The sequence below is a fragment of the Rhodococcus sp. DN22 genome (genome assembly GCF_036669995.1).
In the GTDB taxonomy this organism is placed as follows: domain Bacteria; phylum Actinomycetota; class Actinomycetes; order Mycobacteriales; family Mycobacteriaceae; genus Rhodococcus_F; species Rhodococcus_F erythropolis.
Window position 1 is genome coordinate 4,957,914 of sequence record NZ_CP133326.1, and the last position, 21,054, is coordinate 4,978,967.

The 21,054-nt window shown below is 63.4% G+C and carries 21 protein-coding genes and 1 riboswitch; of the genes, 12 read left to right on the top strand and 9 right to left on the bottom strand.

Annotated elements, in window-relative coordinates:
• Positions 1–37: 37 nt before the first annotated feature.
• Positions 38–1,492: an NCS2 family permease gene (locus RA302_RS22605; protein WP_003940242.1), complete on the bottom strand. Its 1,455-nt coding sequence runs from the start codon at positions 1,490–1,492 to the stop codon at positions 38–40.
• Between the two features lie 102 nt (positions 1,493–1,594).
• On the opposite strand from RA302_RS22605, the gene RA302_RS22610 reads away from it, so the two are divergent.
• Positions 1,595–1,852 (top strand): DUF2530 domain-containing protein, encoded by a 258-nt coding sequence (locus tag RA302_RS22610; RefSeq protein ID WP_007733492.1) that lies wholly within the window; start codon positions 1,595–1,597, stop codon positions 1,850–1,852.
• A gap of 90 nt (positions 1,853–1,942) precedes the next feature.
• The gene (locus tag RA302_RS22615) at positions 1,943–2,983 is read left to right on the top strand and encodes an iron-siderophore ABC transporter substrate-binding protein (RefSeq protein ID WP_030535363.1); all 1,041 of its coding nucleotides are present in this window, start codon (positions 1,943–1,945) and stop codon (positions 2,981–2,983) included.
• Here RA302_RS22615 and RA302_RS22620 read toward each other — a convergent pair.
• The 3 genes from RA302_RS22620 to RA302_RS22630 all read right to left on the bottom strand — a co-directional run bounded on the left by RA302_RS22620 (position 2,973) and on the right by RA302_RS22630 (position 7,093).
• Positions 2,973–3,524: a phosphatase PAP2 family protein gene (locus tag RA302_RS22620; protein WP_030535362.1), complete on the bottom strand. Its 552-nt coding sequence runs from the start codon at positions 3,522–3,524 to the stop codon at positions 2,973–2,975. The genes RA302_RS22615 and RA302_RS22620 overlap by 11 nt on opposite strands.
• A 6-nt stretch (positions 3,525–3,530) precedes the next feature.
• Positions 3,531–6,203 (bottom strand): molecular chaperone Hsp90, encoded by a 2,673-nt coding sequence (locus RA302_RS22625; RefSeq protein WP_030535361.1) that lies wholly within the window; start codon positions 6,201–6,203, stop codon positions 3,531–3,533.
• Positions 6,204–6,271: 68 nt separating this feature from the next.
• The gene (locus RA302_RS22630) at positions 6,272–7,093 is read right to left on the bottom strand and encodes a DUF3027 domain-containing protein (RefSeq protein ID WP_030535360.1); all 822 of its coding nucleotides are present in this window, start codon (positions 7,091–7,093) and stop codon (positions 6,272–6,274) included.
• 38 nt (positions 7,094–7,131) lie between these two features.
• Between RA302_RS22630 and RA302_RS22635 the strand changes: the two genes are divergently transcribed.
• The 3 genes from RA302_RS22635 to RA302_RS22645 all read left to right on the top strand — a co-directional run bounded on the left by RA302_RS22635 (position 7,132) and on the right by RA302_RS22645 (position 10,220).
• Positions 7,132–7,962, top strand: a complete 831-nt coding sequence (locus tag RA302_RS22635; RefSeq protein WP_230587455.1) for a glutaminyl-peptide cyclotransferase — start codon at positions 7,132–7,134, stop codon at positions 7,960–7,962.
• Between the two features lie 69 nt (positions 7,963–8,031).
• On the top strand, positions 8,032–9,726 hold the full coding sequence (locus tag RA302_RS22640; protein ID WP_223304424.1) for an MFS transporter: 1,695 nt from the start codon (positions 8,032–8,034) through the stop codon (positions 9,724–9,726).
• Positions 9,727–9,752: 26 nt separating this feature from the next.
• Positions 9,753–10,220, top strand: a complete 468-nt coding sequence (locus RA302_RS22645) for a DUF2771 domain-containing protein (RefSeq protein WP_223304425.1) — start codon at positions 9,753–9,755, stop codon at positions 10,218–10,220.
• An 88-nt stretch (positions 10,221–10,308) separates the two neighbouring features.
• On the opposite strand, the gene RA302_RS22650 is transcribed toward RA302_RS22645, so the two are convergent.
• On the bottom strand, positions 10,309–10,722 hold the full coding sequence (locus tag RA302_RS22650; RefSeq protein WP_007733502.1) for a cold-shock protein: 414 nt from the start codon (positions 10,720–10,722) through the stop codon (positions 10,309–10,311).
• A gap of 215 nt (positions 10,723–10,937) precedes the next feature.
• Here RA302_RS22650 and RA302_RS22655 point away from each other — a divergent pair, with 215 nt between their 5' ends.
• Together RA302_RS22655 and RA302_RS22660 are read left to right on the top strand one after the other, a co-directional pair.
• Positions 10,938–11,165 carry a hypothetical protein gene (locus RA302_RS22655; RefSeq protein ID WP_003940194.1) on the top strand — a complete coding sequence of 76 codons (228 nt, stop codon included), beginning with the start codon at positions 10,938–10,940 and terminating at the stop codon, positions 11,163–11,165.
• A 33-nt stretch (positions 11,166–11,198) separates the two neighbouring features.
• Positions 11,199–11,588, top strand: a complete 390-nt coding sequence (locus RA302_RS22660) for a YccF domain-containing protein (protein WP_003939919.1) — start codon at positions 11,199–11,201, stop codon at positions 11,586–11,588.
• 94 nt (positions 11,589–11,682) lie between these two features.
• Here RA302_RS22660 and RA302_RS22665 read toward each other — a convergent pair whose 3' ends face one another.
• Positions 11,683–13,080 carry a YncE family protein gene (locus tag RA302_RS22665; protein WP_030535358.1) on the bottom strand — a complete coding sequence of 466 codons (1,398 nt, stop codon included), beginning with the start codon at positions 13,078–13,080 and terminating at the stop codon, positions 11,683–11,685.
• 384 nt (positions 13,081–13,464) lie between these two features.
• Positions 13,465–13,685: riboswitch (cyclic di-AMP (ydaO/yuaA leader) on the top strand.
• 8 nt (positions 13,686–13,693) lie between these two features.
• Here RA302_RS22665 and RA302_RS22670 point away from each other — a divergent pair.
• Positions 13,694–14,257, top strand: coding sequence for a transglycosylase family protein (locus RA302_RS22670; RefSeq protein WP_003939675.1), 564 nt, complete (start codon positions 13,694–13,696; stop codon positions 14,255–14,257).
• 83 nt (positions 14,258–14,340) lie between these two features.
• On the opposite strand, the gene RA302_RS22675 is transcribed toward RA302_RS22670, so the two are convergent.
• A complete protein-coding gene (locus RA302_RS22675; protein WP_019744939.1) occupies positions 14,341–14,529 on the bottom strand; it encodes a hypothetical protein in 189 nt (62 codons plus the stop codon).
• A gap of 60 nt (positions 14,530–14,589) precedes the next feature.
• Here RA302_RS22675 and RA302_RS22680 point away from each other — a divergent pair, with 60 nt between their 5' ends.
• Together RA302_RS22680 and RA302_RS22685 are read left to right on the top strand one after the other, a co-directional pair.
• The gene (locus RA302_RS22680; protein ID WP_030535357.1) at positions 14,590–16,914 is read left to right on the top strand and encodes a helicase-associated domain-containing protein; all 2,325 of its coding nucleotides are present in this window, start codon (positions 14,590–14,592) and stop codon (positions 16,912–16,914) included.
• An 88-nt stretch (positions 16,915–17,002) separates the two neighbouring features.
• Positions 17,003–17,128, top strand: a complete 126-nt coding sequence (locus RA302_RS22685) for a hypothetical protein (RefSeq protein WP_007733507.1) — start codon at positions 17,003–17,005, stop codon at positions 17,126–17,128.
• A gap of 424 nt (positions 17,129–17,552) precedes the next feature.
• Here the strand turns inward: RA302_RS22685 and RA302_RS22690 are convergent, their stop codons facing one another.
• Positions 17,553–18,203, bottom strand: coding sequence for a TetR/AcrR family transcriptional regulator (locus RA302_RS22690; protein WP_003940633.1), 651 nt, complete (start codon positions 18,201–18,203; stop codon positions 17,553–17,555).
• Between the two features lie 54 nt (positions 18,204–18,257).
• Positions 18,258–18,569: a hypothetical protein gene (locus RA302_RS22695; RefSeq protein ID WP_030535356.1), complete on the bottom strand. Its 312-nt coding sequence runs from the start codon at positions 18,567–18,569 to the stop codon at positions 18,258–18,260.
• A 176-nt stretch (positions 18,570–18,745) separates the two neighbouring features.
• Here RA302_RS22695 and RA302_RS22700 point away from each other — a divergent pair, with 176 nt between their 5' ends.
• Together RA302_RS22700 and RA302_RS22705 are read left to right on the top strand one after the other, a co-directional pair.
• Positions 18,746–19,978, top strand: a complete 1,233-nt coding sequence (locus RA302_RS22700; RefSeq protein ID WP_230587454.1) for an LLM class flavin-dependent oxidoreductase — start codon at positions 18,746–18,748, stop codon at positions 19,976–19,978.
• On the top strand, positions 19,975–21,051 hold the full coding sequence (locus tag RA302_RS22705) for an alcohol dehydrogenase catalytic domain-containing protein (RefSeq protein WP_030535354.1): 1,077 nt from the start codon (positions 19,975–19,977) through the stop codon (positions 21,049–21,051). Before RA302_RS22700 ends, RA302_RS22705 begins: the two co-directional genes overlap by 4 nt.
• The last annotated feature ends 3 nt before the right edge of the window (positions 21,052–21,054 follow it).

Consider the following 21,054-nt stretch of genomic DNA (forward strand, 5'->3'; position numbering starts at 1 on the left):
GGTAGCTCACGTAATCGAATACCGGTCAACCCTGATTTCACGTAAGGGCGTCGGTAATGGGTCCGACAGTGAAGTAGGCCACAAAAAGTGCCGCCACGATCCAGAGCAACGGGTGGATCTTCTTGATACCACCGCTGGCAGCGTGCAGGACCACCCATGAAATGAAGCCGACGCCGATGCCGTTGGCGATCGAGTAGGTGAACGGCATGACGATCATGGTCAGGAACGCCGGGAGAGCAACCGAGAACTTGGTGAAATCGATGTCTCGGACCTGCCCGATCATCAGCGCACCGACGACGACGAGGGCAGGCGCAGCTGCCTCGATCGGCACGACGGAGTAGAGCGGCGTCAGGAACATCGCGACGAGGAAGAGCAGTCCGGTCACGACGTTTGCCAGGCCCGTGCGGGCGCCTTCGGCGATACCCGACGCGGATTCCACGAACACGGTGTTCGACGACGCCGAAGCGCCACCGCCGACGATCGCGCCCGCGCCTTCGACGACAAGCGCGCGACCGACGTTGGGGAGGTTTCCGTCCTTGTCGGTCAGGCCGGCTTCCTTACCGAGACCCGTCATCGTGCCCATGGCGTCGAAGAAATTCGCGAGCACGAGGGTGAAGACAAGCAGGCTGGCGGCCAGAACACCGATGCGGGTGAATGCGCCGAAGATGCTGACGTCGCCGACCAGGCTCAGATCAGGCATACCACCGAGCATCTCCGGGATCGCGGGGATGCTGAGGTTCCAGCCCTTGGGGTTGGTTCCGAGCGAGGGTCCGACGTCGGCAACTGCCTCGATGATCGCGGCGAGGATCGTCGTGACGACTATGCCGATCAGCAGTCCACCACGAACCTTGCGCACTACCAGAACACCCATGAGCAGCACACCGAAGATGAACACCACGGTCGGCCACGAAGCGATCGAGCCGTTGATTCCGAGTCCGACGGGAACCGTCGTACCGGCGGCATCGGGGATACGGCGGACGAATCCGGCGTCGACCAGTCCGATGAAGGCGATGAACATGCCGATACCGGCCGCGATCGCGGACTTCAATGCCGAGGGAATCGCATTGAACACCGCAGTTCGGAAACCGGTGAGTGCCAACAGAACGATGATCACACCGTCGATGACCACCAGGCCCATCGCCTCGGGCCAGGTGACCTGAGGTGCGATTGTGACGGCGAGCAGGCTGTTGATGCCGAGACCCGCGGCGATGGCAAACGGATAGTTGGCAACGACACCGAAGACGATGCTCATCAGGCCCGCAACCAGAGCGGTGACCGCAGCCACCTGGTTGACCGGAAGGATGTTGCCGAGAACGTCGGTCTTCGCTGCAGCGTCGTCAGCCGAGAAACTGCCGAGGATCAGGGGGTTGAGGACCACGATGTAGGCCATCGCCACGAAGGTGACGACACCGCCGCGAATCTCGGTCGAGATCGTCGACCCTCGTTCGCTGATCTTGAAATAGGTGTCGAGGATCTTGCCGGGTGCCGCCATGTTTGTTCTTTCCCCATCGCTGTAGGTCGCCGTGTGCCGGCGCACATGAAGCCGGTCGCACTAGGGAGAGTAGGCCACCGGGGTACGGGTAGCGTTAATTTTGTGACGGAGACTCGCAACACAACAGGCCTGATCGGCAAATTGTCCGCACCCGCGCCGGCACTGATCATCGGCACCGCGTTGTGGGTGATCGCCACGATCGTGGTCGCGGTGAGCGGCGATCGTTGGTCGGATGCACTCCCGATCTGTTACGCGGGTATCGGAGTCGGCTTCCTCGGCTTCGCTCTGTTCTCCATTCAACGACGCGCAGCTGTGCGCGGTGACAAGGGCGCACAACAGGGCGCCGGTCTAGTCGACTGAGCAGGTCGATTCACCCTTTCAGTATGGTAAGCCTACCCTACACTCTCGTGTCGGTCTTAGCTTGTCAATGCTGAAAGGAACCACGTAGCCGTGAAGATCTCGCACCGAAATCGTTGGAAAAGCCGAGGACGTTGGACGAGACTGACATCCGTTGCTGTGGTCGCCCTGGTCGGCACAGCACTCGTCTCCTGCAGTTCGAACGACGACGCAGCAAGTAGTTCGTCGAGTTCCGGTGGTGGCGCCTTCCCCGTCACGATCGATCACGCTTTCGGCAGCACCACGATCGATTCCGAACCACAACGGATCGTCACCGTCGGTTACAACGACGAGCAGGCTCTGTTGGCTCTGGGCATCAAGCCCGTCGGAATGGTCAACCAGTACCCGGGCGAACCGGACGTCAACCGCACGTGGCCATGGGTCACCGACCCTTGGGGCGGAACCGAACCGACCGTCGTCGGCAGCAATCCCGAAACCACGATCAGCGTCGAAAAGATCGCTGCGCTCGAGCCCGACCTGATCCTCGCGCTCTACTCGAGCATCGACAAAGACCTGTACAGCACACTTTCCGCGATCGCCCCGACCGTCGCGAAGGATCCGGCCTACGGCGACTACGCAACTCCGTGGCAGATCACGACGAAGACCGCAGCGAAGGCAGTGGGTCGCGAAGCCGACGGCGAGAAGTTGGTCGCCGATATCGACAGGCAGTTCGCCGACGCCAGAAGCGCTCACCCGGAATTTGCAGACCAGACCGCGGTGATCATCAGCGTCGACGCGACCCCGGAGTTCTACGCCTTCTCCTCCGAGGACGCCCGCGGACGGGTTCTCGGCAGTCTCGGATTCAAACCTGCTCCCGCGGTCGAGGCCTTGATGAACGGTGAGTTCTACGCGCCGATCTCCACCGAACGACTGGATCTTCTCGACGTGGACCGTCTCGTTGTCATCGGCAATCCCGATGCCGCACAGGCGGTCCGAAACAACCCTGGCTTCCAGCAACTCGACGTGGTCAAGGACAATCGCGTCGTCTACGTCAACGACGATCAGGCTCCGCAGGTCGGTGCGGCCTTGACCGCAAGCTCGGCACTGAGCTTGCCGTGGGCCACGAGCCAACTACTCGCCGAGCTCACGAAGTAACCAGCGCCCGGCGCTTTCTGATCTGCGCGGTTCCCCAGATCCACACCCCGGCCCACATCATCCCGAACGCCCAACCTGCCAGTACATCGGTCATCCAATGGGCAGCCAGGTAGACGCGGGAGAATCCGACGGCGATCGTGTACAGGCCGAGGCTCGCGAGCATTGCCATCTTCGCGAGCCTCGGCAAGGCAAGACGAAGGATCACGGCGGCAACCGAAGTCGCGAGGATCGCGCTCATCATCGCGTGGCCCGACGGGAACGAATACGAATCGATTTCGATCAACCGCTCCGGCACGGGTGGACGGGTTCGCGTGAAGATGCGCTTCAATCCGCTCATCACGAGCAGACCGGTCAACATCGATCCGGCGATCAGCAGAGCTTCGGTGCGTAGTCCCCGAACCAGAAGCACGATCGTGAGCAGCGTCGCGATCAGCCACGACGCGAGGGTTCCGCCGCTGTCGGTGATGACGTCGACGACGTCCACGAGCCACGCCGTCCGCTGACTCACTGCGCTGTCGAGTACCCACTGATCAAAAGACATCTGCCCTCACATTCCTTGCGGCAGAGTCCACGTACGCATCACGTGATGAACGCCGTCCGAGTCCACCCACCACGGCACGATCACCGTCGTCTCGACCGCCCCCGTCAGTTCCACCGACAGTTCGTGATGGATCACTACCTCGCCGCCGGGAACCTCACGGCCGAGGGCTGCGAAGCCGAGAACTGCCTGCGGTTCGTTCGCCCACGTCGTCACGACGCCGGTGCTGCTCACTCGTCCGTGAACGGATGCAGACGCCGTCGCGACGTCGAGCAGATCTGCCAGTGCGTCGGCCGTCTCGAAGCTGCCGAGCACCACTCGTTGTGCAGGCAGTGCCGCTCCCAGCCACGGTCGGTCGAGAACAAGGGCGTCGCCGGGATCGACCAGGTCGCCGGAAAGGCCTCGCACGAACGGCGGCAGGTGCAGTTCCTCCAGGTCGAGAACCCGTCGCTGCGCTGCCTCCCCCAGTAGTCGGTGCGTCCGCGCGACGACGGCGGAGGCCGGCATCCGTAGTGGGTCGGCAAGCCGATCGAGCAGCAGCTGAGCCAGTTCCGGATCGTCGACGGTATCCGATGCCAGCAATCCGGAGAAGAATCCGGCGTCGGGGTGTTCGGCAGCATCGAGTAATCCCTCGAAGGTGCGATCGCCCGGAGCGCGCAGCAAGCCCAGCACCTCACCGCCGAGTTCGGCATTCGAACGCAACCACCACGCCGTGTATCCACGACGGTCGGTGAGCAGCGCCCGCGTCGCCGGCGACTCGACCAGCAGCGACAGCGCCTGCGGCCAGCGGTCTTCGTCCACGAGGTCGAGATCGCGCACGGCTTCGATGTATTCGGGGTCCTCGTCGAGGGTGTCCCACCATGTGTCTTCGGCGTCGAGATCGTGATCGGGGCCGGACGGCAATTCCTCACGGACCACCGTGAAACCCCACCCGACACCGACTACCCGTAGCGCCTGCTCCCCCACCCGCTGAACAAAATCAGCGTCGACGATGCCGAAGGGAGAATCCTCGACCAGGACGCTTGCAAGGGGAGCTCCCGGAAGCAGAAGTTGGTCGGCGGACCGCAATTCGCCCTCCGAATCAGGAAGCAGCACTTCACCGATCCACGACGGCAGCGCTCCTGGCGCCACGTGGGCCGCCAATCCGAGTACAACCTGCGCCAACTCCGTCGCTACCGAATCATCTTGGTCCGCAGCATCTTCGATCAATGCGCGCAGCGCCGGATCGGACAGCAGGTCGGTGGCACTCGCGGTCTGCGCTCCCAATCGAGACAGCAACGGGTGAACCGCGACGGGATGAACCAACCTCGTCCACTGCACCGACGGCGCGTCTTCGCCCAGTTCGACGCCGACGACGACGGTCCGCGGCCCGGTCACCGTCCGTCCGTCGGAGAGCGGAACCGGCAGTGTTCCAAGCTCTTCCACCGCAAGAGTGTCGATCACCAAGGGCTCGAGAGCCGAATAGAGTCGATTCCACCACTTCGGTTCACGTTCCGAACCGCTGAGCAGTTCCGCGATGCGCGCGAGCCCGATGCGGTGCGTCGACACTGCCGCGAGTGCTCGCTCGTGCTTGGGGCCGGAGAGCTCGGGGACAACCAGGCCGCCGATGATGTCGGTGAGCAACTCGGCAAGGTCATCACCGAGCCCGGGCACCACGGATGCTCGCTGCGGCGCGCGGTCGGGTTCACCGACCACCGGAAGCCACTCGTTTTCCTGCAGCTCCTTCAGAAGCGCTTCGCGCAGAAGCGAATCGGTTTCGCTGCGGGCAAAGGCAGGGATCGGGACGAGTGCCGTTCGCTGCCGAGGAGGTAGTGCAGCAAGGAACTTCGCGTACCCCTCGGCAAGCGGAGCGATCGGTGCAGCGGGCATGATGCGTCGCCGATCGGGTTGCATTGCAATGTCGGCAATGATGATCGCGGGGATCGACAGCTCCTCGTCGGATCGCGTCGGCGCCCGCAGGACGTCGTCTGCGACCGGCTCGACGACCCCGTCGCGGACCGGCACCAACCATCGCGCGTTCGGCGCGGTGTACTGCCACCACGTGCGATCACCGATCGCGATCTCGACGAGGCCGGAATCCAGCACCCGTTCCGATCGCCGAAAAGTTTTCTCACCCAGACGAATTGATCCGAGAGCCGGGAGTTCGAGCAGCAGGTCGACTGCCTCACGTGTCATCTGCGAAAGCAGCGCCGCGGCATCGACGTCCGGCCGAAGCGTCAGCACCACTTCCGAATCAGCACCATCGCTCGGCAATTCGCCAGACGGCCACACCAAACGAAGTACGGGGACACCGGTTTCCGGTACCGGGAGTTCGCGAGACTCGATCTCGCGCAGAGTGTGCGAGGCAGAGAATCGAATCGATCCCGTCGACGAGCGCAGTTCCACCTCGTCACTGACCGAGAGAACTGCCGAGAATCCGACGCCGAACCGTCCCGTCACACCTTCGTCGGCGTCGACCTTGTTCGACGCGCGCAGCGCGGTCAGCGCATGTACACCGGATTCGTCCAGTGGACGGCCCGTGTTCGCCACCGTCAGCGTCCGACCGTCCACATCCACCCACAAAGAGCCCTGGACGCCCTCGCGTGCAGCTGCATCGGCAGCGTTCTGCGCCAGTTCGGTGAGCAGACGGTCGCGGTACCCGGCCTTTGCGAGGTCGGATTCCGCAGCCGCGTCTTCACGCAATCGCGTCGGAGATTCCGACCACGCGCGCAGCGTCGCCTCGCGGAGTGCGTCCGTACCGAACGGATCTTCTACTCGGTGGATACCGAATCCTCAACTGCAACAGCGCTCGACGGGCGAGCGGGCACCGCAATCAGCTCGACGGCCCCGTCGTCGAATGCGTCGAACTGCGGCGAGCCCGCACCGAGCGGCAGGCTGGTGTCCGAGTGCGCGCCACAACCGTAGGACACGCTGACCACACGGCCGTCTGCGGAGAGTTCGTTTCCGCACACACCGAACGCTGCGTGCAGCGAACCGGCGAGTGGAAGGAAGAATCCACACAGTCCACACGTCGACGGCGCGGCCTTCGCCATCTCCGACTCCGGGCCGAAGTCACCGTCGAACCAACGCTGCGCGGCATCGAGTCGGCCCTCGCGGCTCATGACCTGTTTGCGGCCGAGCCCGATTTCGAGAGCTACCTCGTCGACTTCCGGGTCACCGGTGGCGACGTAGCCGGGAACGAGGCGAGGATCCTCGGCCGGCGGGGCGAGTAGGTCACCGACGGACAGATCGCCGGGACGAATCCGCTGATCCCATGGCAGCCATTCCGGCGCAACCAACGCGTCGGGACCCGGCAACAGCGCCAACTCACTGATCGTGGCGTGGGTGTCCTCCGGTCCGGCAGCGACGACAACCGCCCACTGCCAACCGCGGTATCCCGGAATGTCTGCTGCAAATCGATGGGTGGCGGCAAATTCGTCCTCCGACGTCACGCCGAGGTATGCCCCCACACCGCCTTCATGCAGGTCGACGACTGCCTTTCGGGCAAGCTCGACCGCATCGGCCAGTACTGGGCGCGGCACTGCACGCTCTGGAGAAGTAGCAACACTCACTCCTCCAGTTTGCCGCACCACCGCAAGTCCGCAACGCACTGGGCTGCCATGCTGGGCAGATGAGTAGGTCACACGCCAATTCCGTGCGCACTTTTGCAGTGGTCGCCGTGATCGCCTCGGCCTTGGCGGGGTGCTCCGATTCCCCCGGCGCTCCCGACAACCTCACGTCCGAAACCGGCTCCGTCGAGATCGTTCGAGTGTCCGCGCACGATCCCGACGCGTTCACGCAGGGCCTCGAGATCGACGGAAACCGGTTGTACGAAAGCACCGGACGCGTCGGGCAGTCCTGGGTGCGCTCGAGCGAGATCTCCGACGAGCAGTCCCCCGCTTCGGGACCGGAAGTTGCGCGTGCCGATCTCGACCCGCCGTTGTTCGGTGAGGGCATCACGGTTGCCGGAGACACACTGTGGCAACTCACCTGGAAAGACGGCGTTGCCATCGCCCGTGACAAGGACACCTTGACCGAACGAGGGCGGTTCCCACTCGACACCGAGGGATGGGGAATCTGTTCGCTCGGGGATCGGCTGGTCTCGAGCGACGGTTCGGCCACGTTGACCTTTCGCGATCCCGAAACCTTCGCGTCGATCTCGACCGTCGACGTCACCAGATCTTCGGAGTCCGTCGGCAAACTGAACGAACTGGAATGCTCCGAAGACGGCTCCGTCTACGCCAATGTCTGGACCACGGACACCGTCGTCCGAATCGACCCGTCGGACGGCACCGTAACGAACGTGTACGACGCATCGGAGCTACGCGAAGAACTCGTCACGGATGGATCGACCAGCACCGTCGACGTTCTCAACGGCATCGCACAGATTCCCGGTACCGATCGATTCCTGCTCACCGGCAAGTATTGGCCGCAGATGTTCGAAGTCCGTTTTGTTAACTGAGTCCGACATGACACAGGACTCGCAGGGGTGTGCGTGGTAGCCGCGCCGACACTAGGACAGAATTGAGTGGTGACCGGACCGCGCGAACCCTACGACCCCGAAACTCGGCGAATCCACGACGAGCCGGAGGGGCAACAGGTGCACCCCGGTTACGACAATTACCCACCCGCGGCCCGCCCGGACAATTACCCACCTTCGGCCCGTCCCGCTGCCCGTCGCACGCCTTTGCCACCGCTGCATCCGATTCCCGAATCGCGGGGAGACTCCGAATCCGCGGCCGGTTCGAAGACGCCGGGGGCGGACGCTCCCAAGGCTCCACCGATGCCTCGCAAGCTCACCGTCACTCGCGTCGCAGCGATGCGCAGCCGCGAACTGACGAACAAGGGCATCGCGACCTTCCAGCGCGCGGCGAAGGCCGACGGCGCGGACAAGTCCGGTCTGACCGCTCTCACCTACGCGGTGATGACGAACAACGCGACCGACGCGGCGATCTCCGTCGCTCTGGCCAACACGCTGTTCTTCTCGGCCGCGACGGGCGAGGACAAGACCAAGGTCGCGCTCTATCTCCTGATCACGATCGCACCGTTCGCGGTCATCGCACCGCTCATCGGCCCCATGCTCGACCGGTTGCAGCGCGGACGCCGCATCGCACTCGCGTCGTCGTTCGGAATCCGGACGCTCCTCGCGGTGATCCTGGTCTTCAACTTCGACAGTTGGATCCTCTATCCGGCCGCGCTCGGCATGATGGTGCTCAGTAAATCGTTCTCGGTGCTCAAGAGCGCAGTGACACCACGCGTCCTACCACCGGAAATAGACCTGGTGCGCGTGAATTCGCGTCTGACGGTCTTCGGGCTGATCGGTGGAACGATCGGGGCCGGCGCTGTCGCAGGTGCGCTCGCGCTGGCTTTCGGTTCCACCGGCGCCTTGTGGTTCGCGGTCGCCGTCACCGTGTTCGGCGCATATCTGAGCATGCGAATCCCGTCGTGGGTCGAGGTCACCGAGGGTGAGGTTCCCGCGACCATCACCTACCACCCGGACGAAGCGCATCACGCCGGCAGCGCCCCACCGCAGCCGGACGCCAAACCTGCCAAGGTCCGTCAGCCTCTCGGACGCGCCGTGATCATCGGACTCTGGGGCAACGGCACCATTCGCGTGCTCACCGGCTTCCTGACGCTCTACATCGCGTTCGTCGCCAAATCACGCACCGATCACGAGCCGCTCCAGCAGGCCATGATGCTCGGCCTGGTCGGCGCAGCAGCCGGTCTGGGTAACTTCGCCGGAAATGCCACGGGTGCGCGCCTCAAGCTCGGCCGGCCTGCCTTGATCGTGCTCCGGTGTACTGCGTCGGTGTGGATCATCGCGGTGATCGCAGCTCTGACGGACAACCTCATGACGGCCGCGCTTGCCACGCTCATCGCATCGGCCGCCAGCGCGCTCGCCAAGGTCTCACTCGACGCGTCACTCCAGCACGACCTGCCCGAGGAATCGATCGCGTCCGGATTCGGTAGATCCGAGACGGTTCTGCAGCTGAGCTGGGTACTCGGCGGCGCATTGGGGGTTCTGCTTCCGACCGAATACTGGATCGGGTTCACTGTTGTATCGGTGTTCCTGACGATCGGGCTTCTGCAGACCTTCCTGAGCTACCGAGGAAGCAGCCTCCTGCCCGGCCTCGGCGGGAAGCGACCCGATCTGGCCGAACAAGAAGTGACCGAAGTGATTTACACCGGTAAATCCAACCGAGGACAAGGAAGTACTCCGCAGTGATGATGCGCTCGAGAACAAAGAAGATCGTGGCAGCGATCAGTGTCCTGATGGTGGTGGCACTGGTTGCTTACGTCTCCGTTCTTTTCGTGATCATCAAGAACATCAACGACGACCCCGACAAGCTGCCGGTCATCACTGCATACGCACACGGCAAGACGATCGAAACGAACCCTGCCGGTTTCTGCACCATCGACCTGTCCCAGTGCGCCCAGGTGGGCGACATCTACGCACTCGACGTTCCAGCGGGCTACCCGCTGCAGCTGTCGTTGTCGACGGACGTCTCGGATGCGCAGTGGGCACTGCTCGCCGTCTACGAGGATGCCGACGGCAACCAGACCGGTGAGCCCCGAGTCTTCGAGCCCGGCGAGGCCCTGGCAGTGACGGTCGAGTCTTCGAGCGATCCCGTCAAGCAACTGGTCGGCGTCGAAATCCACCTCGCCGTCGGTGAGGGAAGCGAACAGGGACTGCTGATCTGGTCGATCAAGACCGCTTGATCCCCGGAACGTCGAAAATGCCCTGCACACCGATTGGTGTGCAGGGCATTTTGTTTCGAAGCCGTGTACGGCAGCTCGTATCGAGCGATCAGGTGTCGAGCTCGCGAGCGACGGCCCGGACGACCTCGGAGATCCGCTGAGCGGTCTTACGGTCCGGGTACTTGCCGTTGCGCAGATCCGGCTGGACCTTCGCCTCGAGCAACGTGATCATGTCCTCGACCATGCCGTGCAACTGATCAGGGGTGTGCTTACGCTCGACGGGCTCACGACGCGTCGCCGTCGCGCCGCGCAACGACGGCGCCGGCTCGAGTACCTTCAGGCTCAGTGCCTGCGGACCGCGGCGGCCCGCAGCCATTCCGAACTCGACGCGCTGGCCGGCCTTCAAGCCTTCGACGCCCTCGGGGAGAGCGGAAGCACGGACGTAGACGTCCTCGCCCTCTTCCTGCGACAGAAAGCCGAAACCCTTTTCGACGTCGTACCACTTCACCTTGCCGGTCGGCACCGCGTTCACCTGCTCATCACTCGACTGGGGCGTCTGCCCCAATGTGCTCGGGAGGCTCTCGGAAGAGCCTCATGGCCTTGCTCGCATCGCTTCCGGTGGAAGAATGCAAAAGAACGCGCCCCACACTTGCTTCAGCGGGGCGCGCAGTCTGTTAACAGTCTACCTGTGACGAACCCGGGTCGGCACCCAGGTTTACAGGCACTATCCTCGTAGGTGTGGACCCTCAACCGAACCCGCGCACTTCCGGCACCGGAAACGGTCTGTTCCGTACGGCGATGGCACTGTTCATCGTCGGATTCCTGGCGATCGTGGCCATCTTCGCAGTCCATATCTTCAGCGACACCCCACCCGGCCTGGCGTTGTACCTGGTAGCACTCGCGTGCCCGATCGGCTTCCTCCTGGCCATCGTCTACACGCTCAGATCCGGTCGACGCGTGCGCTGATCACTCCCGCCTCCAACCGAAAGGTCACTGACCATGAGAATCCTCCTGAACGTGATCTGGCTGGTCTTCGGCGGCTTCTGGCTGGCGTTGGGTTACTTCGCCGCAGGCATCATCTGCTGCATCCTCATCATCACGATTCCCTTCGGAATCGCGGCATTCCGCATCGGCATCTACGCACTGTGGCCGTTCGGTAAGACCGTCGTCGACAAGCCGACCGCTGGTGTCGGTTCGATGATCGGCAATGTCATCTGGGTGATCATCGCCGGTATCTGGTTGGCGATCGGACACATCGTCACCGCCGTCGCGATGGCGATCACGATCATCGGAATTCCGCTCGCGGTCGCGAACCTGAAGATGATTCCGATCTCGCTGATGCCGCTCGGCAAGGAGATCGTCGACGTGGACCGGGTGAATTACGCATAGTCGTGGACCGCGTCGATTACGCATAGCGGGCCCGCGGACCGAAGAACCCGACCACAGCAGTTGCTGTGGTCGGGTTCTCTGGTATCAGGTCGTATCAGCGGCCGAGGCTACCGAGTCCGGGGAGGTTACCGAGCGAACCGGTTCCCGTTCCCGGGTTGCCCGGATCGACGGGGCCGACCGGCCCCTCGGAGACCACGATGGTCACGCTCGAAGCACGCGAAAGCACGCTCTTCGCAGTGATCTCGACGGTGACGCTGCCGACAGCGGTGGGGGTACCCGAGATGGTGCCGTCCTGTGCGAGGGACAGTCCGCCGGGCAGAGTGCCACTGGTGAGTGCAAACGTTGCGCGCGCATCGGCGGCAGTGAGCTTCTGCGAATACGCCTTACCTACCTGAGCGGCAGGCAATTCGACGGTGGCGGGTAGCGGGTACGCAGCAACGACTGTCACCTTGCCCCCGTTGGTCGTCGACGCGATGGCGCCGGTCGAGGTGTCGAGCGCGAGGTTTTTGACCTTCTCCAGTGCCGGAACCTTGGTATCGGTCAGAGCGGTGGTGGCGCGGGTCGTCAGATCGACCGACCACAGGTGTCCGTTCATGACGTCCGCGACATATGCAATGCCTGCCGCAGCGTCGACGACCACGCCGTTGGGAATCGCGGTCGGAGACAGCGTGGTCTTCGACAGAACCGCGCCGGCCGGGGTGATCGCCCACAGGTTGGTTGCCCGGGTGTCGGTCATGTAGATGTTGCCGGTGTTCGTGTCGACATCGACGTCGACCGGGTAGAGGTTGTCGGCACGCACGATCGACTTGAGTGCTCCGCCCTTGCGTACGTCCGCCTGCCACAGCGTGCGGCCGTAATTCTCGTCGAAGAAGTTGGTGTCCGCGATGTAGAGGAAGCCGCGGACACTGTCGAAGGCGAGCTTGGTCGGCGTTGCCGACTTGTGGACCAGAATGCTCGACACGGCGTCGGCGGCGTTGGGGTCGACGACTCGGATGTTGCCGGACTTGTAGTCCGAGAAGTACGCGCGGTGTGTTGTGGGATCGACGACGACATCGTTGATCTGCGGACGCGAGCCGTCGGGGTTCTTCTCGCTCAGCGTGACCGTCTTTTCGACCTTGCCGGTCTTCGTGTCGACAATCGAGATCGCGCCGCCGTAGGAGGAGGACACGTATGCGCGTCCGAGGCCCGAGTCGACGGCAAGTGCCGACGGGTAACCGACGACGCCGTCGATGGTGCCGACGGACTTGCCGGTGTTCGTGTCGACGACGGACAACGAGCTGGTCGGTCCGCCGTACTGCGTGATGTATCCGCGGTGGGTTGCCGCGTCGACGACGATGTCGCCGGGCTGGGTTGCGGAATAGCTTCCGACAACACCGTGTGTCGGATCCTCGGGTGAGGCGTGTGCAGCGGGAGCAGTGACGGCCAGGCCGACAGCAGCAGCGGCAACGGCGAGTGACGCGGTGACCACACGCCGACGGTATTGCAGTTTCATGAGGGGTGCCCTACTTCTTTGGAAGACTCTGCGAAACCTGCCCAAGCGAGGCAAGTCAGGCAAACCTAACCTAAGTTCCAAAGTCGATGTTGAGACACGGGCCACAACCTTGGGTCCGGATCGACGCACCTCTCAATCGCCCGAAATTCTATTTCCGCATAACGTGTGACCTTGCTCACATTACGGATGGATAACGGAACGGACACAACCGGACATTCACTCGGGCACCCCCACCTACCTGGGAAGAGTCTCCTGCGCTTTGTGTGACGCGTTGTACGTCTTTCGCCACGCCGCGTTATCAAATGGTGACACGAGCGACTCGAGCCGTTACCGTCGTTTTCGGCCGGGAAACTCGGCCACCTCCGGCCCGCCGCGCCAAGCCTTGTCCCGCGGGTACCGGACTTCCGACAGAGCATTCCAGGGACGAGGACGGGGGACCCAAAGTCCTCTGTGAGAACAGAAAAGTTCTCCAGTGGACACCGGTTCGATCGCAAGACCGAATCTTGGGGTGAAGCCAGACCCTTTCCAGCCAGGAAAGGCGAGGCCGGGCGACCTCTCAGCCCGAACCCGACAGCTGACCTCGCAGGCGCGTGTGGAGAGGATTTCGACCATCATGAGCGGACGCCATCGCAAGCCCACCACCACCGGCCGCACTGTCGCCAAGGTCGCCGTCACCGGCGCCATCATGGGCGTAGCAGGAATTGCAGCCACCGGAACCGCAAACGCTGCCCCCGACTCCGACTGGGATCGTCTCGCCCAGTGTGAGGCCGGCGGAAACTGGGCCATCAACACAGGCAACGGTTACCAGGGCGGACTGCAGTTCTCCCCCAGCACGTGGAACGCACACGGCGGCGGACAGTACGCAGCCACCGCAAACCAGGCCACTCGCGAGCAGCAGATCGTTGTTGCCGAGCGTGTTCTCGCAAACCAGGGTTGGGGCGCATGGCCGTCCTGCTCCTCCAGCCTCGGGCTGAGCAGCGGCGCCACCGAGCGTTCCGCTCCGGCCACGACGGCTCCTCAGGCAGCTCCGGCTCCGGCGCAGCAGGTCGCACAGACCGTTGCACACCCGGTCGCCGACGCCATCGATCAGGCAATCGCATTCGCCGAGGCCAACGGCATCCCGGTCGACCCGCAGATCCTCGCAGTCGCCGACACCGCGAAGTCGTTCCTCAAGTAACACCGGCAAGACTGTCCGCTCGGACGCTCGAACATCAAGAAGGCCCGCACCGATTCGGTGCGGGCCTTCTTCGTGTCGAGTTGTTATCGGTTGATGACGGTGTGCGGGTGTACGTAAGGAAGTGACTCCACCGGAACCGGAAAGGTGGTGTCCTCGCCGAAGGGTGAAAGTCCACCTGCGCGGGTCGATGACAATTCGGTCACTGCGTGATCTCCGTCTGCAGTTTCCGGCCATCCTGGATCTACATAGTGTTGCTTCGAATTGTTGGCCACGAAGTCATTTTGACAGGACGCCGTTACGCCGTACAGACCAGGTCTCTAATCTGATACCTGATGACCGAAACACGTGGCACCCCGGCGGGCAGTTCCGCAGCCGAAAGTCTGACCGATTGGCTCTCGGCGCGCAGTGACGCCGAGTTGACGGAGTTGCTGCGTCTGCGCCCCGATCTGGCCGTACCGCCGCCGAGCACGATGGTGGTTCTCAGCGGTCGGGCACAGCAACGCGCGTCGGTCAGCCGAGCCGCGGACGAACTCGACACCCTCGATTTCGGTCTTCTCGAATTGTTGGCACTGGCCGGCGCCGAGGAAACTCCGATGACGCGGGCGGAGCTCAACAGTGCGATCGCCGAACGCGCCCTGACCGGCAAGGGCAAGGTCACCAAGAAGGCCGTCGACAAGTCTCTGTCGAAGATGCGCGCGTCCGCCCTCATCTGGGGTGTCGATCCCATCAGCGTCGTCCCGGCAGTCATCGGGATGATTCCGTGGCGTGTGGGGCGCGCCCTCGAACCTGCCGAGGCAATGACCGAGACCGAGATCTCGGCTGCGCTCAACGCTCTGGACACCCGCGAGCGGGATCTCCTCGAGACACTCGCCAACTCCAGCCCGATCGGTCGCACCCGCGACGCTGCCCCCGGAACGCCGCCTGAGCGCCCGGTTCAACGACTGCTGGCGGCCGGCCTGCTGCGGTGGCTCGACGAGCAGACCGTCGAGCTTCCGGCGACGGTTCGTCAGGTCATCCGCGGCGAGCCGGTTTTCGATCCGACGACGCTGACCGCACCTGTCATCGGGGGCGACAAACTCAAGCCGGCGGACGTGAACGCCGCAGCAGCCGGCGAGGCGCTCGAGTTGGTACGCCAATGCGAGAACGTGATCGCTGTTCTGGGCGCAGCGCCGGCCCCCGCACTGCGAGCCGGTGGGCTCGGTGTTCGAGAACTACGACGCGTGGCCAAGACGGCCGATCTCGACGAAGCGCGCGTGAGCCTACTTGTCGAGTTGCTCTCGGCAGCCGGACTCATCGCCAGTGGAACACCAGATCCGGCGCCGGTCTCGGACAACGCGGACGAATACTGGACGCCCACGCTCGCGGTCGACGGCTGGCTGAACGCATCCACAGCGCGACGGTGGGAGGTCCTGGCGTCCGCCTGGGTCGACGTACCTCGAGTCCCGTGGATGATCGGGCTGCGCGATTCCACCGACAAGCCGATCGCGGCGTTGTCCGAGGAGGGCCGCGCTCCGGCGGCTCCGCGAGATCGTCAGGCCATTCTCGGGCTGCTCTCCGAACTCGACAGCGGCCAGACCGCGTCGGCCGTCGAGGTAAGTCGGCTGCTGGCGTGGCGACGCCCGCGATGGAGCGGGCGCCTGCGGACGTTCGCGATCGAGCGGACTCTGGACGAGGCCGCCGCGCTCGGGCTGGTGGCCCGCGGCGCGTTGTCGTCACCTGGACGAGCCTTGCTGCACGGCGGGGACGCCGAAGCCGAAATGCAGTCCGCGCTACCCGAGCCCATCGACTACATCCTGGTCCAGGCGGATCTGACTCTGGTTGCGCCCGGCCCGCTGGTACCGGACCTGCTCGAGCAGGTGAGCCTGGTCGCAGACATCGAGTCGGCCGGATCGGCGTCCATGTACCGCATCAGCGAGGACAGCGTGCGTCGTGCGCTCGACGCCGGTCTGACGGCCACCGAACTGCATGCGATGTTCGCTTCGAAATCGAAGACTCCTGTCCCCCAATCACTTTCGTATTTGATCGACGATGTCGCCCGTCGACACGGACGACTGCGTGCCGGAGTGGCGGCGTCGTTCATTCGATGTGAGGACGCGTCACTGCTGGCGGAGGTCCTCGCATCCGCAGTGGCCGAGCCGTTGGCACTGCGCGCCTTGGCTCCCACCGTCGCGATTTCGCAGGCCCCTCTCCGCGAAGTCCTGACCGAGCTGCGAGCCGCCGGATTCGCGCCGGCAGGTGAGGACTCTTCGGGCACGTTGGTCGATCTCCGCCCACGTGGGGCACGTGTACCCAACCGTCGCAGCCGACCGGCGTCGAGGATGCCGGCGAGCCCGTCGGCGGATCAGCTGGCGTCGTTGGTCCGCACGATGCGGGCCGGAGACCGTGCTTCCGCCCCCGGCCGCGGCGGAGTGCGAACGGACGGTTCACGGGAGAACAACGCCGCCACCATCGCCTTGCTGGCCACGGCGGCCCGAGACAATTCGAGCGTCAACATCGGCTACGTCGACGCCCAGGGGGTCGCGACGCATCGCATCGTCGACCCCGTCAGCGTGGGCGGCGGACAGCTGGACGCCTTCGACCCCGCGAGCGGCGCGGTTCGCCGTTTCACGTTGCACCGAATTACTTCCGTCAGCCCCGTCGACTCCGGAAAAAAGTAGCAAAAAAAGAAGCAACTGGCTTTTTTCTGTAAATGAAGTATGGTCGAGGTCAGTTTGTGATTGCCACTTCGAAAAATGAGGAGCGACAATGGCTGACAAGGCGCCGGGTAAGAACATGAAGAAACCCGCCCAGTCGATCAAGGAACGCCGCGCGGAGAAGCGGGCGAAAACTGCGGAGTCTTCCGAGTTCATCCGTAAGCGGAAGCGGAGCTGACAGCAAAGTCCAGAGAAGACGAGCTGATTGCGAAGCTGACCAATGCCTGCCTCCACCGACACCCTCGTGCACCTGCACGAAACGTTCAACCTGTTCAAGTCACGTAATCGAGGAACTGACGCACGCTCGCGCGGGTACGCAGCGGGCATGACCCTCGCTTCACTCTGCGTCCTCGACGAACACGCTCGGCAATCCGGAATACTTCTATCGGATTTACCGCAGAAAGAGAATCAACCATCGTGAAAAGAACAATCCATACCCTGGACCGCATTCAAACGAGACTCGAATCGGAGCTTGATTCCACTCCGGGTGATTCCGAAAAGAATATCGGTTACCGGTCCGGAATTTCCGAAGCTATTACTCATGTAATGGAAATGCGGAAGTCAATGGTCGCGCAGAAATAGGAGACGCATCGATTAGGCGCTCACCCCAATAACTGCCGCACACCACCCACCAGAAAGACGACCTGGTCCTCGTAGAAGTCGGCAAGCCGCTCCGGCGCGAGCGGCTTGCCACTTCCGCTCCAATCGTCCGCCCGGCTCAACGCCTGAAGGAAGCCCATCAAGGCAATCGCCCAGCGAGTCTCGAGCCGTTCGGGATCGGTAGCAGGAAAAGTACGACGGACCTGGTCGAGAAGATGTTCACGCAGGTGCAGCTCGGTCGCCTCGAGGGCTGGATGGCCCGGTCGTGACATCTGCGGCTGCGAGATCTGCGTGACGATTCTGATCCATCGCATTCCCCGCGTGCGATGGCGAAGGAGCAATGCCTTGTAGGGCGCAGTGACGGCCCGTACCAGCGCCTCGACCGTCGGCGGCGTCTTGTCGGCGGAGAGGGCGTCGACGTTCGCGCTGATCTGATCTCGCACCGACGTTCCCATGTCCAACAGCACCGCTGCGACCAGATCGTCCTTGGTTCCGAAATGGTAGTGGACCGATGACGGCCCGAGACCGGCCGCGGCGTTGACCGAGCGCAGCGAAACTGCATCCAATCCCTCTGTCGCGAAAAGCCGTTCAGCAGTTTTGAGCAAACGCAGACGCGTCGCGTCGCCTTGACGGTTCTGCCGGGAGTCGGTCATACGAACGAGCTTCGCACGGGCTCGACAAACGTCTCAACCGTGGCGAACGCGGAGTCAGAGTGATTCACGGTGTGCTCGCACCCTGTTGTCGCGATCCACCCAGCCGTGGGCGCGTGCGTAGTCCACCATCGCGGAGAACTTCTGTCTCCACTCGGTGTTTCCGATCCGGGCAGCGACGGCTTGCTCCAAGTGGCCGATGTCGAGCCAGACGTGATCCCCCTCGAGTTCCCCCCACGGTTCCAGTACCCGACTCAGAGTCTCGGATCGATCGTCGCCGCCAACGACGACCGAGAGACTGGTGAAGTCGTCGACACTGTTCAGTTCGACGGTCGAGGAGTCGGGGGTGATTGTGACGGCCAGTTGCATACCTCTTCAATACTCCTTCGGAAAGTACTTGGTTCAGTCGATCGACTTGCAACAACGATATCCGACGTCAATGCACCAGATAACGTTGAACTACAGGTGATTACAAATCTCCCACTGTGCGGGAGGCTCAACTTATTGGATCAGTTGATCCATGTTAGACATCTCAATCAGAGCGAGTGATCCAAATCACTCCCCTGTCGACAGGAGTTGTCATCGTGTGGTCCGCATCGTCCATCCGCTTCGGAGCCTTCCTCGCCCCGTACCACCCGCTCGACGCCGATCCCGCCCTGCAACTCAGACGCGATATCGACCTCATGACACACCTGGACCACCTCGGATTCGAAGAAGCGTGGATGGGTGAGCATCATTCGACCGGCGCCGAGATCGTGCCTGCCCCGGACATGTTCATCGCGGCCGCCGCAGAGCGAACCGAGCGCATCCAGTTCGGCACAGGCGTGACGTCTCTGCCCTATCACCACCCGTTGATCACGGCCGACCGCATCACTCAGCTCGATCTGCAGACCCGCGGACGGCTCATCTTCGGCACCGGCCCGGGCAAGATCCCCCTCGATGCACACATGATGGGCATCAACCCGTCGGACCAGCGTCGTCGCCAGGGCGAAGCGCTCGAGGCCATTCTCGCGTTGCTTCGCGGCGAGGTCGTCAACATGGAAACCGACTGGTTCACGTTGCGTGACGCACGCGCACAGCTGCCCACCTACCGTGCGGACGGCATCGAGACCGTGACAGCGTCCACGATTTCCCCTAACGGTTCGGTGCTCGCAGGCAAGAACGGCCTCTCCCTGCTCTCATTGGCGGCGAGTTCACCCAGCGGCTTCGACGCACTGGATCGCAACTGGGATGTGTACGAGAAGGTCTCGGCCGAACACGGCCACCGCGCCGACCGAGCGACGTGGCGTGTGGTCAATCCGATGTTCCTCGCCGAGACCCGAGCCGAGGCCGAGCGCGCCGTGAGCCGACGGATCGGATCGATGGCTTCTTACGTGAATCGACAGACCGGCCAGAGCCCGGCCTGGGCAGATACACCTGCCGGAATCATCGATCAGTGGCGCAACGACACGCTCGGCGAGTTCGGTCAGGCGATCATCGGTACCCCCGAAGATGCGATCGCACAGATCGAGCGTCTGATCGAGAAGACGGGAGGGTTCGGCACGTTCTTGATCCTTCACGTCGACATGGCGAGCTGGGAGGACACCAAACGCAGCTACGAATTGTTCGCCTCCGAGGTGGTCCCGCACTTCCGGAAGCGAAATGTCGGGCGTCAGGCGAGCATGCAGTTCGCCGAGGACAATCGCGAATACCTGATCGGCGGGCTGGTCGGAGCGATCACCAAAGCCCATACCGACTACTACGGCCGGCCGGCCGAGACGGGAGCCGTGCGCGCATGAGGGCCGTCCGTTTCCAGCAGGGAGAATTCGCGGTCACCGAGATCGCCGACCCGCCGCCGTTGGCACCCCATCAGATCCGCATCGACGTCGTCGCCTGCGGGATCTGCGGCAGCGACCTGAGCATGTCGAAGGACCCGTGCCGATTCGTCGAGGTCGCGCACGACGGGGGCTACCCGCTCGCCACCTTCGATCCGGACGCGCCAGTGGTGCTGGGGCACGAATACGCGGGTATCGTCTCCGAGACCGGTTCTGCAGTAGACGATTTCGCGATCGGCGATCGGGTGGCCGGCATCGGCTTGGCCACCGACACCGCTACTGGGATCCCGACGATCATCGGCTACTCGAACGAGTACCACGGCGCGTTCGGCGATCACATAGTCGTCGACGCGTTCTGGGTCCGCAAAGTTCCCGACCACCTGTCACTCGAGCACGCCACACTTGCCGAACCTCTCCACGTCGGCGAGATGCATCTCCAACAGTCCGGCCTCACCTCGGCCGATTCGGCGCTCGTCATCGGTTGCGGAACGATCGGACTGGGCGCCATCGTCGCCGCGAAAGCGCGCGGAGCGCAGATCGTCATCGCGTCGGAGCCCTCCCCCAAACGACGCGAGCTCGCCGCGAAGATGGGCGCGGACATCGTCGTCGATCCGGCCGAGCAGGATCCGATCGAACTGTGGAATCGAATGATCGCCGAAGGCAACCAGCTTGTCGGCCAGGCCGCGAACGGAGTTCTGATCGCCTACGAATGCAGCGGGCGGGCGGGAGTCATCGGAGAACTGATGCACACTCTGCCGTTCAACTCGCGGATTCAGGTTCTGGCTGCGCCGTTCGGCGACGAGACGATCATTCCCGTCGTCGGGCAGTTCCGGAGGATCTCGATCAACTTCGGTCACGGTCCTTACGAGAATGCCTACGACATCACCCTGCAGAGGCTCGCCGACGGCGAGATCGACGCCGAAGCGATCATCACCGGCAGGGTCGGTCTGGATGGAGTCTCGGACGCTTTCGCAGCTCTGCGCGCACCCGACGAACACGTGAAGATCCTCGTACTACCCGCGGGCCTCCCGGAATAGCGG